The organism is Azospirillum halopraeferens DSM 3675 (genome assembly GCF_000429625.1).
Lineage (GTDB): Bacteria > Pseudomonadota > Alphaproteobacteria > Azospirillales > Azospirillaceae > Azospirillum > Azospirillum halopraeferens.
Genome location: NZ_AUCF01000010.1, coordinates 96,941 through 108,885, shown reverse-complemented (window position 1 = coordinate 108,885; position 11,945 = coordinate 96,941). Strand labels below are relative to the sequence as shown.

The 11,945-nt window shown below is 67.6% G+C and carries 13 protein-coding genes and 2 tRNA genes; 2 read left to right on the top strand and 13 right to left on the bottom strand.

The window, feature by feature from the left end:
* Window positions 1-7 precede the first annotated feature (7 nt).
* From nuoE to G472_RS0111105, 7 genes are all read right to left on the bottom strand, one after another.
* Complete coding sequence (nuoE, locus tag G472_RS0111135) at window positions 8-643, bottom strand: NADH-quinone oxidoreductase subunit NuoE (RefSeq protein ID WP_029008456.1); 636 nt, start codon at window positions 641-643, stop codon at window positions 8-10.
* Window positions 640-1,788: an NADH-quinone oxidoreductase subunit D gene (locus tag G472_RS0111130; protein ID WP_245593463.1), complete on the bottom strand. Its 1,149-nt coding sequence runs from the start codon at window positions 1,786-1,788 to the stop codon at window positions 640-642. The genes nuoE and G472_RS0111130 overlap by 4 nt, the downstream gene beginning before the upstream one ends.
* Window positions 1,789-1,853: 65 nt before the next feature.
* Entirely contained in the window at window positions 1,854-2,483 is a 630-nt protein-coding gene (locus tag G472_RS0111125; protein ID WP_029008454.1) for an NADH-quinone oxidoreductase subunit C, read from the bottom strand.
* A gap of 44 nt (window positions 2,484-2,527) precedes the next feature.
* Window positions 2,528-3,073 carry a NuoB/complex I 20 kDa subunit family protein gene (locus G472_RS0111120; RefSeq protein ID WP_029008453.1) on the bottom strand — a complete coding sequence of 182 codons (546 nt, stop codon included), beginning with the start codon at window positions 3,071-3,073 and terminating at the stop codon, window positions 2,528-2,530.
* Window positions 3,064-3,432 carry an NADH-quinone oxidoreductase subunit A gene (locus G472_RS0111115; RefSeq protein ID WP_029008452.1) on the bottom strand — a complete coding sequence of 123 codons (369 nt, stop codon included), beginning with the start codon at window positions 3,430-3,432 and terminating at the stop codon, window positions 3,064-3,066. The genes G472_RS0111120 and G472_RS0111115 overlap by 10 nt, the downstream gene beginning before the upstream one ends.
* A 242-nt stretch (window positions 3,433-3,674) precedes the next feature.
* Window positions 3,675-3,751 (bottom strand) — tRNA-Asp (locus tag G472_RS0111110).
* A 158-nt stretch (window positions 3,752-3,909) separates the two neighbouring features.
* A complete protein-coding gene (locus G472_RS0111105) occupies window positions 3,910-4,146 on the bottom strand; it encodes a hypothetical protein (RefSeq protein ID WP_029008451.1) in 237 nt (78 codons plus the stop codon).
* Window positions 4,147-4,379: 233 nt separating this feature from the next.
* Here G472_RS0111105 and G472_RS0111100 point away from each other — a divergent pair, with 233 nt between their 5' ends.
* Window positions 4,380-4,559: a hypothetical protein gene (locus tag G472_RS0111100; protein ID WP_156927080.1), complete on the top strand. Its 180-nt coding sequence runs from the start codon at window positions 4,380-4,382 to the stop codon at window positions 4,557-4,559.
* A gap of 159 nt (window positions 4,560-4,718) precedes the next feature.
* On the opposite strand, the gene G472_RS0111095 is transcribed toward G472_RS0111100, so the two are convergent.
* The 3 genes from G472_RS0111095 to lon form a co-directional block, all read right to left on the bottom strand.
* Window positions 4,719-4,793, bottom strand: a tRNA-Val gene (locus G472_RS0111095).
* 86 nt (window positions 4,794-4,879) lie between these two features.
* Window positions 4,880-5,152, bottom strand: coding sequence for an HU family DNA-binding protein (locus G472_RS0111090; protein WP_029008449.1), 273 nt, complete (start codon window positions 5,150-5,152; stop codon window positions 4,880-4,882).
* 162 nt (window positions 5,153-5,314) lie between these two features.
* A complete protein-coding gene (lon, locus tag G472_RS0111085; RefSeq protein ID WP_029008448.1) occupies window positions 5,315-7,726 on the bottom strand; it encodes an endopeptidase La in 2,412 nt (803 codons plus the stop codon).
* A 234-nt stretch (window positions 7,727-7,960) separates the two neighbouring features.
* Here lon and G472_RS32570 point away from each other — a divergent pair, with 234 nt between their 5' ends.
* A complete protein-coding gene (locus G472_RS32570; protein WP_051340691.1) occupies window positions 7,961-8,935 on the top strand; it encodes an acetyltransferase domain-containing protein in 975 nt (324 codons plus the stop codon).
* A gap of 13 nt (window positions 8,936-8,948) precedes the next feature.
* Here G472_RS32570 and G472_RS0111075 read toward each other — a convergent pair whose 3' ends face one another.
* The 3 genes from G472_RS0111075 to spbR all read right to left on the bottom strand — a co-directional run bounded on the left by G472_RS0111075 (window position 8,949) and on the right by spbR (window position 11,898).
* Window positions 8,949-9,938, bottom strand: a complete 990-nt coding sequence (locus G472_RS0111075) for a YihY/virulence factor BrkB family protein (RefSeq protein WP_029008447.1) — start codon at window positions 9,936-9,938, stop codon at window positions 8,949-8,951.
* Window positions 9,938-10,699: a DUF3618 domain-containing protein gene (locus tag G472_RS32565; protein ID WP_051340690.1), complete on the bottom strand. Its 762-nt coding sequence runs from the start codon at window positions 10,697-10,699 to the stop codon at window positions 9,938-9,940. The genes G472_RS0111075 and G472_RS32565 overlap by 1 nt, the downstream gene beginning before the upstream one ends.
* Window positions 10,700-10,785: 86 nt before the next feature.
* On the bottom strand, window positions 10,786-11,898 hold the full coding sequence (gene spbR / locus G472_RS0111065) for a SpbR family protein (protein WP_029008446.1): 1,113 nt from the start codon (window positions 11,896-11,898) through the stop codon (window positions 10,786-10,788).
* Between the last annotated feature and the right edge of the window lie 47 nt (window positions 11,899-11,945).

The window sequence follows — 11,945 nt, the reverse complement described above, 5'->3', positions numbered from 1 at the left end:
CCCTCCCTCAATCGTCGCCGCGGGTGACGCCGCGGTCACCGCAGAAAGCCTTGAGCGTCGTCGGGCCGCCCACCGGTTCGGAGGAAACGCGGCCGATCTGCGAGCCGGGTTTGGGCGTCTCGCCGCGCTTGAGAGCGTCGATGATCTTGCCCATCGCCTCGGCCGAGACGTCCTCGTAGTAGTCGTCGCCGATCTGCACCACGGGCGCGTTGACGCAGGCCCCGGCGCACTCCACCTCGCCCAGCGTGAACCGGCCGTCGTCGGTGGTTTCGCCGACGTGGATGCCCAGCTTGGATTCGCACGCCTTGACCACGTCGTCGGAGCCGCGCAGCCAGCAGGGCGTGGTGGTGCACACCTGGATGAAGTGCCGGCCGACGGGGGCCTTGTTGTACATGGTGTAGAAGGTCGCGACCTCGTACACGCGGATGCGCGGCATCTCCAGCATATCGGCAACATGGTCCATCGCCGCCCGCGGCAGCCAGTTGGCGTTCTGCCGCTGCGCCAGGTCGAGCAGGGGCATGCAGGCGCTGGCCTTCCGGTCCGCCGGGTACTTGGCGATGATCCGCTTCGCCAGCTCCAGATTCTCGGGCGTGAAGGCGAAGGTGGCCGGCTCGTTGGCCGGGGCCGAAGCGGCGGCGCTCATCGGTCGATTTCTCCGAAAACGATGTCCATCGAGGCGATGTTGGCGACGGCGTCGGCCAGCATGTGCCCCTTCGACATGAAGTCGAGACCCTGAAGGTGCGCGAAACCCGGTGCCTTGATGTGGCAGCGGTAGGGCTTGTTGGTGCCGTCGGACACCAGGAAGACGCCGAACTCGCCCTTGGGCGCCTCGATCACCGTGTAGGTCTCGCCCGCCGGGACGTGGAACCCCTCGGTGTAGAGCTTGAAGTGATGGATGAGGGCTTCCATGGAGCGCTTCATCTCGCCGCGCGGCGGCGGCGCCACCTTGCGGTCATTAATGCGCACCGGTCCATCCGGCATTTCCTTCAGACACTGGCGGATGATGCGGTTGGACTGGCGCATCTCCTCCATGCGGCAGAGGTAGCGCGACCAGCAGTCGCCGCTGAGCCCCACCGGCACGTCGAAGTCCATGCGGTCGTAGACCTCGTAGGGCTGGCTCTTGCGCAGGTCCCACGCCACGCCGGAACCGCGCAGCATCGGGCCGGAGAAGCCCCAGTCGAACGCCTGTTCCTTCGTCACGATGCCGATGTCGACCGTGCGCTGCTTGAAGATCCGGTTCTCGGTCAGCAGGTTGTCGATGTCGTCGCAGAACTTCGGGAAGCGCTCGGTGAACTCCCAGATGTCGTCGGCCAGGCCCGCCGGCATGTCCCACGCCACGCCGCCGGGACGGAAATAATTGGCGTGCAGGCGCGCACCGGACACCCGCTCGTAGAACTCCATGAGGATCTCGCGCTCCTCGAAGCCCCACAGGGACGGCGTGATGGCGCCGACGTCGAGCGCACCCGTGGTGATCGACAGGATGTGGTTGAGGATGCGGGTGATCTCGGAGAACAGCACGCGGATGTACTGGGCGCGCAGCGGCGGCTTGATCCGCAGCAGCTTCTCGATGCCGAGCACGAAGGCGTGCTCCATGCACATCGGCGAGACGTAGTCCAGGCGGTCGAAATAGGGGATGGCCTGGATGTAGGTCTTGTACTCGATCAGCTTTTCGGTGCCGCGGTGCAGCAGGCCGATGTGGGGATCGCAGCGCTCGACGACCTCGCCGTTCAGCTCCATGACCAGGCGCAGCACGCCGTGAGCCGCCGGATGCTGCGGCCCGAAGTTCATGGTGTACGGCTTGATCTGGGTCTTGGCCGTCTGGGACGCGCTCGGGTTGGCGGACGTGGCGGTGGTCACGGCTTGCTCCCCGTGTCAGGTGCCTGGGCCTTCTCGTCTCCGGGCAGCATGACGTTGGTCATGCCTTCCCAGGGGCTCAGGAAGTCGTAGGTGCGGAAGTCCTGCGTCAGGCGCACGGGTTCGTACACGCAGCGCTTCTGGTCCTCGTCGTAGCGCATCTCGACGTAGCCGGTCAGCGGGAAGTCCTTGCGGAACGGGTGCCCTTCGAAACCGTAGTCGGTGAGGATGCGACGCAGGTCCGGGTGGTCGGAGAAGAAGACCCCCAGGAGATCCCAGGTTTCGCGCTCGAACCAGTTGGCGGCGTTGTAGACGCTCACAACCGAGGGAACGGGCGTGTCCTCGTCGGTAGCCAGCTTGATGCGGATCCGCTGGTTGTGCTTGAGGCTGAGCAGGTTGTAGACGACCTCAAAGCGCTCCTCGCGCTCGGGGTAGTCGACCGCGGTGATGTCCATCAACTGCTCGAAGCTGCAGTTGGAGTGGTCCCGCAGGTAGGTCAGCACCTTGACGATGGACGGGCGGCGCACCGTCACCATCAGCTCGCCGAGCCGGACCTCCGCCTTGAGGACGTCTTCGCCCAATGCGGCGGCGATGGAGTCCCCGAGTTCCTTGAGCGCTTGTTCGGACATGGGTTTCAGCCTGCGTCCTTATGATTCGTTGGCGCCGGGGCGGCTCACCGCGCGATGCGGTTGCCGCGCCGGATCTTCTTCTGGAGCTGCAGGATGCCGTACACGAGCGCCTCGGCCGTCGGCGGGCAACCCGGCACGTAGATGTCGACCGGAACGATCCGGTCACAGCCCCGCACCACCGAATAGGAGTAGTGATAATAGCCGCCGCCGTTGGCGCACGAGCCCATGGAGATGACCCAGCGCGGCTCCGGCATCTGGTCGTAGACCTTGCGCAGGGCCGGAGCCATCTTGTTGGTCAGCGTGCCGGCGACGATCATGCAGTCGGACTGGCGCGGGCTGGGGCGCGGGATCACGCCGAAGCGGTCCAGGTCGTAGCGCGGCATGTACGCGTGGATCATCTCCACCGCGCAGCACGCCAGGCCGAAGGTCATCGGCCACAGCGATCCCGTGCGGGCCCAGTTCAGCACGTCCTCGTACTTGGCGAGGATGTAGCCCTTTTCCTGGACCTCCTCGGTCACGGCGCGGAGGTAGGCGTCCTGTTCCGGTCCGGGCGGAATGGGCGCCATGCGGTTGGCAGCCTCTACTCCCATTCCAGAGCTCCTTTCTTCCACTCGTAGATAAAGCCGATGGTCAGCACGCCCAGGAACACCATCATCGACCAGAAACCGAACATGCCGATGTCGCCCAGGGCGATGGCCCACGGGAACAGGAAGGCGACTTCGAGGTCGAAGATGATGAACAGGATGGAGACCAGGTAGAACCGCACGTCGAACTTGGTGCGCGCGTCCTCGAACGGCTCGAAACCGCATTCGTACGGGGAGACCTTCTCGGCATCCGGTGCGCTCGGGCCGACGATGTAGGAACCGGCCACCATCACCACCGACAGGGCGACGGCGATGAGCAGGAACACCAGGATCGGAAGGTATTCAATGATCAGCGGATTGGACACCGCGTTCCTCCCATGGGCCTCAAACGCGAGCAACGCTGCGGCCCGGAAAGGCCGAGGCGCCACACGCGGTGGGTGAAGACTGGATTAGCCCGTCAGACGCCGCGCAATATAGGCCGGATGTAAGCCCAAGGAAAGCGCTTTGAGCAGCCGCGGCATGCGGAAAAGCTCAGGCTTTGCGCCGTCTAGGGGTTTGAAAACGCAGGAATTTTATAGGATGGAAAACAGGAGAGAAAAGGAGAAGATGGCGCGAGTGACGGGACTTGAACCCGCGGCCTCCGGCGTGACAGGCCGGCGCTCTAACCAACTGAGCTACACCCGCGCAATTGCCTTAGCGGCAATGACCACGCGCTTTATAAATTCGGCCCGGCGTCCCCGTTTCGGAAGCCGCCGACGGGCCGTCCGTCGTGGTGGGCGGTTTCTAGCCCTGCGCCGCCCCCCTGTCAATCACGAAAAAGCGATGTGCCGGGGAAGCCTCCGCTAGATTCTGTGGGCATGATGTCGCAGGCGCTCCAGCCGTTCGAACGCGTCGACCATACCCGGCGGCAGATCGCGCCGGTCCGACCGGCCGGGCCCGCCGAATCGGGTCAGGGATTCCTCCAGCGCCCGCGCCAGGTGCTCACAGACCTCCAGCTCCTCCTGCTCCAGCGCCAGTTCGAGGGCGTGGAGTATCCGGTCGCCCAGGCGCCGCTCGTCCAACATTGCCGGTTCGTTCATGATCGTCCTCCGCGGGCCCCTGCGCTGACCGGCATCCAGTCTACCACAGCGTGCCGGAGCGCACGCGCACGCGATGTCGCATGGCCCTTCCCCACCGCTTACCCCCGGGAAGCCGGACGAGTCGGTCGGGTGCGGCCTACTCCCAAAGAGCCGGCCATCGGAGCGCGCACCTTTAACGAATTTTAACCGCGCCGGCCGCACCCTGACCGTACCCCATGAACCGGCAGGTGCCCATGCACGCGACCCTCCCCGCCCGCCCGCCCGCGCTGAGCGCCACCGTCGACCGCAACGGCCCCGTCCGCCACGAGCCGGTCGTGCCGAAGCTGCGCGGCGTGCCCCTGATCGTCACCTGGGTCGTGCTGGCCGGGGCCCCCTGGGTGGTTGCCTGGCAGATCATCAAGCATCTGAGCTGATAGACGGCCGGCCCTGCAACCCGCTGCCGGGCCGTGGATCGCATCACAACAGCCGCGCCCGGTGTCTGAACGCCCGCCCTTGCGCGCCGGCGGACCGCGCGTCGGCGGACCGCGCGTCGGCGCCGGGTCGTTCGCGTTGCTCTAACCAGTTGAATGCATTGGTGGGCGATGAGGGGATCGAACCCCCGACATTCTCGGTGTAAACGAGACGCTCTACCGCTGAGCTAATCGCCCCCGCAAACGTCCCTCCGGCAGGAGGCCGGACAAGACGAACCGGCCGGTCGGCGACCGGCCGGCGCATGTATGGCCCGAAACGGCCGTCAGTTCAAGGCGTCCTTGAGATTCTTGCCGGGCTTGAACTTCGGCTGCTTCGACGCCGGAATGGTGATCTTTTCCCCGGTGCGCGGATTGCGTCCTTCCGACGCCGCCCGTTCGGCCACCGCAAAGGTGCCGAAGCCAACCAGCCGCACTTCGTCCCCCTTCTTCATCGCATCGGCGATGCTATCGAACACGGCATCGATCGCCTTGGTCGCGTCCGTTTTAGACAAACCCGCGACATCGGCCACCTGTGCCACGAGATCATTCTTGTTCACTTAATCCCCCTTCCCGTTCGGCGAAGAACTGATAAACAAAGCCACCCCAGGACTTCGCAGGATGAAAATGTAAGCACAGCGGCCACCACCCGTCAATTGCCGACGGGAGTGACCGCTGACGCCGGAAGCGATTTGGCAGGGGCTGACGGCCCGAATCCCCGCCTAATGGCGGAGCACTTCCCCTCCCTGTTCACCGTCGCGCGGCTTCGCCGCCGGTTCGATGGTGTCCGCCGGCTCGCTCCACTCGATCGGTTCGAGCGGGCGCACCAGGGCGTTGCGCAGCACGTCGTCCACCGAGTTGACGGGGATGATCTCCAGGCCGCGCTTCACGTTGTCGGGGATGTCCGCCAGATCCTTCTCGTTGTCCTTGGGGATCAGCACGTGCTTGAGCCCACCGCGCAGGGCGGCCAGCAGCTTTTCCTTGAGGCCGCCGATGGGCAGCACGCGGCCGCGCAGCGTGATCTCGCCGGTCATCGCCACGTCCTTGCGCACGGGAATGCCGGTGAGCACCGAGACGATGGAGGTGATCATCGCCACACCGGCCGACGGACCGTCCTTGGGAGTGGCGCCCTCCGGCACGTGGACGTGGATGTCCCGCTTCTCGAACAGCGTCGGCTTGATGCCGAAGGCGGTGGCGCGCGACTTGACGTAGCTCTCCGCCGCCTGGACGGATTCCTTCATCACGTCACCCAGCTTGCCGGTGGTGGTGACGCGCCCCTTGCCGGGCAGCGTGACCGCCTCGATCGACAGCAGCTCGCCGCCCACCTCGGTCCAGGCGAGACCGGTGGTGACGCCCACCAGGTCCTCCAGTTCCGCCTCGCCGAAGTGGAACCGGCGCACGCCGGCGTACTTGTCGAGATTGCGGCGGGTGACCTGCACCTTGCCGGACCCCTTCAGCAGGATCTCCTTCACCGCCTTGCGGCAGAGGTTGGCGATCTCGCGCTCCAGGTTGCGCACGCCCGCCTCACGCGTGTAGTAGCGGATGAGGTCGCGCAACGCGTCGTCGGAGATGTTGAACTCGCCCTTCTTCAGGCCGTTCGCCGTGATCTGCTTGTTGATCAGGTGGCGCTTGACGATCTCGACCTTCTCATCCTCGGTGTAGCCGGCGACGCGGATCACCTCCATGCGGTCCAGCAGCGGCTGCGGCAGGCGCAGCGTGTTGGCCGTGCAGACGAACATCACGTCGGACAGGTCGTAGTCGACCTCCAGGTAATGGTCGTTGAAGGTGGAGTTCTGCTCGGGGTCCAGCACCTCCAGCAGCGCCGAGGAGGGATCGCCGCGCCAGTCGGCGCCCAGCTTGTCCACCTCGTCCAGGAGGAACAGCGGGTTGGACGACTTCGCCTTCTTCATGCCCTGGATGACCTTGCCGGGCATGGAGCCGATGTAGGTGCGGCGATGGCCGCGCACCTCCGCCTCGTCCCGCACGCCACCCAGCGACATGCGCACGAAGTTGCGGCCCGTGGAGCGCGCGATCGACTTGCCGAGCGAGGTCTTGCCGACACCGGGCGGCCCGACGAGGCAGAGGATCGGCCCCTTCACCTTGTTCATGCGGTTCTGCACCGCCAGGTATTCCAGAATGCGTTCCTTGACCTTCTCGAGGCCGTAGTGGTCGGCATCGAGGATCTTCTGCGCCAGGCGCAAGTCCTTCTTGACCTTGGTGCGCTTCTTCCACGGAATGGAGAGGATCCAGTCGAGGTAGTTGCGCACCACCGTCGCCTCGGCCGACATGGGGCTCATGGAGCGCAGCTTCTTCAGCTCGGCCAGGGCCTTCTCGCGCGCCTCCTTGGACAGGCGCGTCTTATTGATCTTCTCCTCGATCTCCGCCGATTCGTCGCGGCCGTCCTCGGACTCGCCCAGCTCCTTCTGAATGGCCTTGAGCTGCTCGTTCAGATAGTACTCGCGCTGGGTCTTCTCCATCTGCCGCTTGACGCGGTTGCGGATGCGCTTCTCCACCTGGAGGACGCCGATCTCGCCTTCCATGAAGGCATAAACCCGCTCCAGCCGCTCCGACACGGTGGCGCATTCCAGAAGCTGCTGCTTCTCGGGAATCTTCAACGCCAGGTGCGAGGCAACCGTATCGGCCAGCTTGCCGGCCTCCTCGATCTGGTTGATGGAGACGAGGACCTCCGGCGGGATCTTCTTGTTGAGCTTGATGTACTGCTCGAACTGCGAGACCACGGCGCGGGACAGGGCTTCCAGCTCCTGCGTATCGCCGGCGTTCTCCTCCACCAGGTCGGCATAGGCCTGGAAGAAGTCTTCGTTCTCGGCGAACTTCACGATCGAGGCCCGCTGTCCGCCTTCGACCAGCACCTTGACGGTGCCGTCGGGCAGCTTCAGCAGCTGCAGCACGGTGCCCACCGTGCCGACGCCGTAGATGTCGGCGGGGGTCGGGTCGTCCTGCGCGGCGTTCTTCTGGGTGACGAGAAGGATCTGCTTGTCGTCCTTCATGACGTCTTCCAGGGCGCGCACGGACTTCTCGCGGCCCACGAACAGCGGCACGATCATGTGCGGGAAGACCACGATGTCCCGCAGCGGCAGGACCGGATACAGGGCACCACGGGGGATTTCGAACATCGAATGGGCCTCTTGGTGGGAACGCCGCCAGCCCGGGCCGGGCCTGGGGCAACGCCGCCTCGGGATGAGCGCGGCATCTTCTACGGCACGAAACTAACGTGGCACACCCCCCGTCCCCCTTCAAGGCCCGAAGGCGCGAAACCCCGCGCGTCGCGGGGGGTTCCGGCGCACCCGACGGCGCCCGCGGCCCCGCCGGCGGTGGACAGGCGCCGGCAGTTGGGGCAAGAAGCGGTCATGACGAGCCTCTCGCCCGCCCAACCGGCCCCGCGCGGGGCCGCCGCCCCCCGCGTAACGGCCATCGACGCGGCACGCGGCGTCGCCATCGCGGCCATGGTGATCTATCACCTCTGCTGGGACCTGGATCACCTGGGCTTCGCGTCCTTCGACCTGTTCGGCCACCCCGCCTGGCTGGCCGCCCGGACCGCCATCCTGTCGTCCTTCCTGCTGCTGGTCGGGGTCGGGCTGGCGCTGGCCGGGGCGCGCGGCGTCGACCGCCGGCGGTTCCTGCGCCGGCTCGGCCTGCTGGTGCTCGCCGCGGCGGCGGTGTCGGCGGCGTCGTGGATGCTGTTTCCCGACAGCCCGATCGTCTTCGGCGTGCTGCATCACATCGCCCTGGCCAGCGTCCTCGGCCTGGCGGCGCTGCGGCTGCCGACCGCTGCGGTGATCGCCGCCGGTGTCCTGGTGCTGGCCCTGCCCCGGCTGGCGGGGCCGGTGCCGGCGTTCGACGCCCCGGCCCTGCGCTGGATCGGCCTGATGAGCTTCGAGCCGTCGTCCAACGATTATGTTCCGCTGATCCCCTGGTTCGGCGCGGTGCTGCTGGGGATCGTCCTCGGCCGGCTGTGGCTGCGCCACGCACCGGCCGCCGCCCCGCCGCCGGGCGGAGCGGTCGGTGCCCTGGCTTGGGCCGGGCGGTACAGCCTGCCCATCTATCTGCTGCACCAGCCCGTGCTGTTCGGCACTCTGTGGTTGGCCGCCGCCCTGATCGTCCCCGGCGATCCCGCGGCCGATGCCTTCGCGCGGAGTTGCCGGACGAGCTGTGAGACCGGCGGGACCAACGCTGCCGCCTGTGCGGACTTCTGCGCCTGCGCGGCGGAGGACCTGCAGCGCGCCGGGCTGTGGAGCGCCGTCACGCAGAACCGCCTCGACGATGCCCGCCGGCCGCTGGTGGACGCGGTGGTTGCCGCCTGCGCGGCCGGCACCCCGCGCTGAGGCGGGTTCCCCTTCAGGCCCGCCGCCGCCCGACGGTGTCGGCCACATAGGCTTCGCGCTGCCCCATGGGCCGGGATGGCGCGTCGGTGGTGTCCTGCACCGTCTGGTGCTCCATCTCCGCGTTCAGCTCGCCCCCGAGCAGGACCACATAGGAGGTCAGGTTCAGCCACAGCAGCAGGATCACCGCGGCGCCGACCGAGCCGTAGGTTTCGTTGTAGCTGGCGAAGTTCGTCACGTAGATCGAAAAGCCGGCGGACCCCAGCAGCCACAGCACCGTTGCCAGCACGGACCCCCAGGTGACCCAGCGCCACTTCGGCTCCCGACGGCAGGGGGCGTAGCGATAGAGCACGGCCAGCGCCACCATCACCGCCGCCGCCAGGATCGGCCAGCGGGCGAAGCGCACCACCGGCTCCAGCCCGCCCAGGGGCACCATGGCCAGGATGGCCGGCACGACCACCACCACCGCCAGCGTGAACACCAGGAACAGGATGCCGGCCACCGTCAGCACCAGGGACAAGGCCGCCAGGCGCACGAAACCGCGGGTTTCCTCCTCGTCGTAGACGATGTTGAGGGCGATCACCAGGGAGTTGACCCCGCGCGACGCGCTCCACAGGGCCAGCAGCAGACCGCCGATGGCGCCCACGGTCAGGCCGCCGCCGGATGCCGAGGCCACGCTCTCCGCCTGCTGGCGCAGCACCTCCAGGGCCTGGTCGGGCAGGATGCCGGCCAGTTGCTCGACATGGGTTTCCACCGCCGTGGGGTCGGCGACGAGCCCATAGATGGACACCGCCGCGGCAATCGCCGGAAACATCGCCAGCAGCGCGTAGTACGCGACGCCGCCGGAAATCATGAAAAGGTTATCGGCCGCCTGCTGCTCATAGACGCGCCACAGGATGTCCTTCCAACCCCGCTTCGGGATCTCCGCCGGCGTGCGGGCATCACGTCCCCGCCCGCTGCGCACACGCGGATAGCGGTCGTGGTGGCGGCGGCTCAGGCCCAGCATCAGGCGAGCGCCTCCCGAAGGCTGGCCATGCGATGGCGGATCGTTTCAAGTTCATGGAAGCGGGCGCCGACGACCACCCGCAGCTCCGGCGACAGATCCTCGTGCAGGCAATCGCGGAACAGCCCCAGCGTGCCATCCAGGCCGCGCTCCAGCGCCGCCAGCACCTGCGCCCGGCCGCGTGCGCCCGCCAGCTCCTGGAACAGGTCGTGCCAGGCCGGGTGCAGCGGGCCGTCCGCGTCGAGGACGCCGCCGCGCACCCGCAATTCGTGCCCCAGCGCCGCAGCACTCCGCTCCAGTTCGTTGGAAACCTCGATCAGGCGCGGCGACAAACGGCCGTCGTACAGCGCCGCATCGGCTTCCCGGCACCCTTCGGCCCCCTGCCGGCAGGCGCCGATCAGCCCGGTCAGGAGAATGCGCGCGCGCTGGTCGGAGATGCCGGGGTGACCGCCGTGGTCGATGCTCTCGTCGTGTTCGGGCGTGCGGGAAATGGCCCAGGCCAGCCACAGCGCGCCGATCCCGATCAGCGCCACGGGGATGGGGTTGTCGCGGATGGCGCGGGCGATGCGGGTCGGCCGCCCTTCGATGACGTCCCGGACCGCCTGCGTCACGTGGCCGGTCATCTGACCCGGCGACAGCCGGTACTCCAGTTCGTCCAGCGTGGCGTCCATGCGCGCGCGAATAGCGCCGATCTCCCGTTCGATCTCGCCCATGCTGCGCCCGTCGTGCGCCGCGGGTGTGCTTTCGCTGCGATCGTCTGCCATTGCCGATCCCCCTCCCTGTCACGCTGCGGCATCCAACACAGCCGGCGCGGCAAAGGTTCCGGAGGGGGACCGGAGGGGGCCGCGGGCTATTCGCCCGCGCGCATGAGGTCGCCCAGCTTGGACAGGAGGTAGTCCAGATCGTCCGCCTCCAGCCCCTCGTACTGGGTGAGGATGCGCTCGATGGTCCGGCGCCGGTGGCGGGCGATGTCGCCGGGTTCGCCGTCGTAATGGGTCTGGCGGGCCACGTCGAGCGCGATGCGGCAGGCGGGCAGCAGGGCCGCCGGCATCCTGGCCTTGTCGTAGACCGATTTCAGACCCAGCGGCCCGACGTCGTGGATCAGCAGGCGGGCGTTGGTCAGGGGCACCCCGGCGCGATGGGCCATGGCCGTCTCGAAGAAGGCCACATCGCCCATGCAGAGGGCGCGCACCATCAGCGACGGCGTCAGCCGCCCCGTCCTGGCGAGCTGGACCACCAGGCGCTCCAGCGCCGCCTCGTCGCTCTCACCGCTGAACAGGCCGACGGTGGCCCGCTCGCGGCTTTGCAGGATCAGGTCGGAAGCGACCTTGGCCGGCAGGTCGTGATGGGTCACCAGATACTGCTGGAGCTTTTCCGACACCACCGCGACCAGCCGCTCGGCAACGGTGACCGGCAGGCGGGAGCGGTGGACCAGCGGCTCCTGCACCGCCTCGCTGGTGCCGAAGCGGTCGATGACGCGGACGAGCGCCGTCTCGCCCAGCCGCGCGCCCTCGTTGGCGACGAGGGCCGCCACCGCCGCCTCACCCCCCGATTCGACCAGCGCCTCGGCGACGGTGGACGACACCTCCGGCCGCACGGCCACGGCGGTCTGCTTGGCCTCGCTGCCGGAGCGGATGACCTCCAGCAGGTCGGCGTCGGTCAGCACCTGCGACACGCTGAGGATGGGGATGGCCACCGCCTCCACGTCACGCGCCAGGGTCATGGCCACGTCGCGCGGCAGGGCGGGGCTGGACTTCAGGTTCTCGGCCAGGGATTGGCGCACCCGCACCACCGCATCCCGGGCCATCACACGGATGATCTCTTCCGCCATGCGGCGTTCGTCCGTGTTCAGCGTGTTGGATTCGAAGTCGCGGGCCAGCTTGGCCGCCAGGTCGGCGCGCGTGCCGGGAGACGGATCCGTCAGCAGGCGCGTGACGTCGTCCTTGCTCAGATGCTGCGTCATGGGTCTCCGACCCCCGTTCCCCGCAATGCCGCCCGCACGCGGGCCCG

Coding starts and splice junctions, on each gene's coding strand:
- nuoE (WP_029008456.1), bottom strand. CDS start 643: ATGAGCGCCGCCGCTTCGGCCCCGGCCAACGAGCCGGCCACCTTCGCC.
- G472_RS0111130 (WP_245593463.1), bottom strand. CDS start 1,788: ATGAACTTCGGGCCGCAGCATCCGGCGGCTCACGGCGTGCTGCGCCTG.
- G472_RS0111125 (WP_029008454.1), bottom strand. CDS start 2,483: ATGTCCGAACAAGCGCTCAAGGAACTCGGGGACTCCATCGCCGCCGCA.
- G472_RS0111120 (WP_029008453.1), bottom strand. CDS start 3,073: ATGGGAGTAGAGGCTGCCAACCGCATGGCGCCCATTCCGCCCGGACCG.
- G472_RS0111105 (WP_029008451.1), bottom strand. CDS start 4,146: ATGAACGAACCGGCAATGTTGGACGAGCGGCGCCTGGGCGACCGGATA.
- G472_RS0111100 (WP_156927080.1), top strand. CDS start 4,380: ATGCACGCGACCCTCCCCGCCCGCCCGCCCGCGCTGAGCGCCACCGTC.
- lon (WP_029008448.1), bottom strand. CDS start 7,726: ATGTTCGAAATCCCCCGTGGTGCCCTGTATCCGGTCCTGCCGCTGCGG.
- G472_RS32570 (WP_051340691.1), top strand. CDS start 7,961: ATGACGAGCCTCTCGCCCGCCCAACCGGCCCCGCGCGGGGCCGCCGCC.
- G472_RS0111075 (WP_029008447.1), bottom strand. CDS start 9,938: ATGCTGGGCCTGAGCCGCCGCCACCACGACCGCTATCCGCGTGTGCGC.
- G472_RS32565 (WP_051340690.1), bottom strand. CDS start 10,699: ATGGCAGACGATCGCAGCGAAAGCACACCCGCGGCGCACGACGGGCGC.
- spbR (WP_029008446.1), bottom strand. CDS start 11,898: ATGACGCAGCATCTGAGCAAGGACGACGTCACGCGCCTGCTGACGGAT.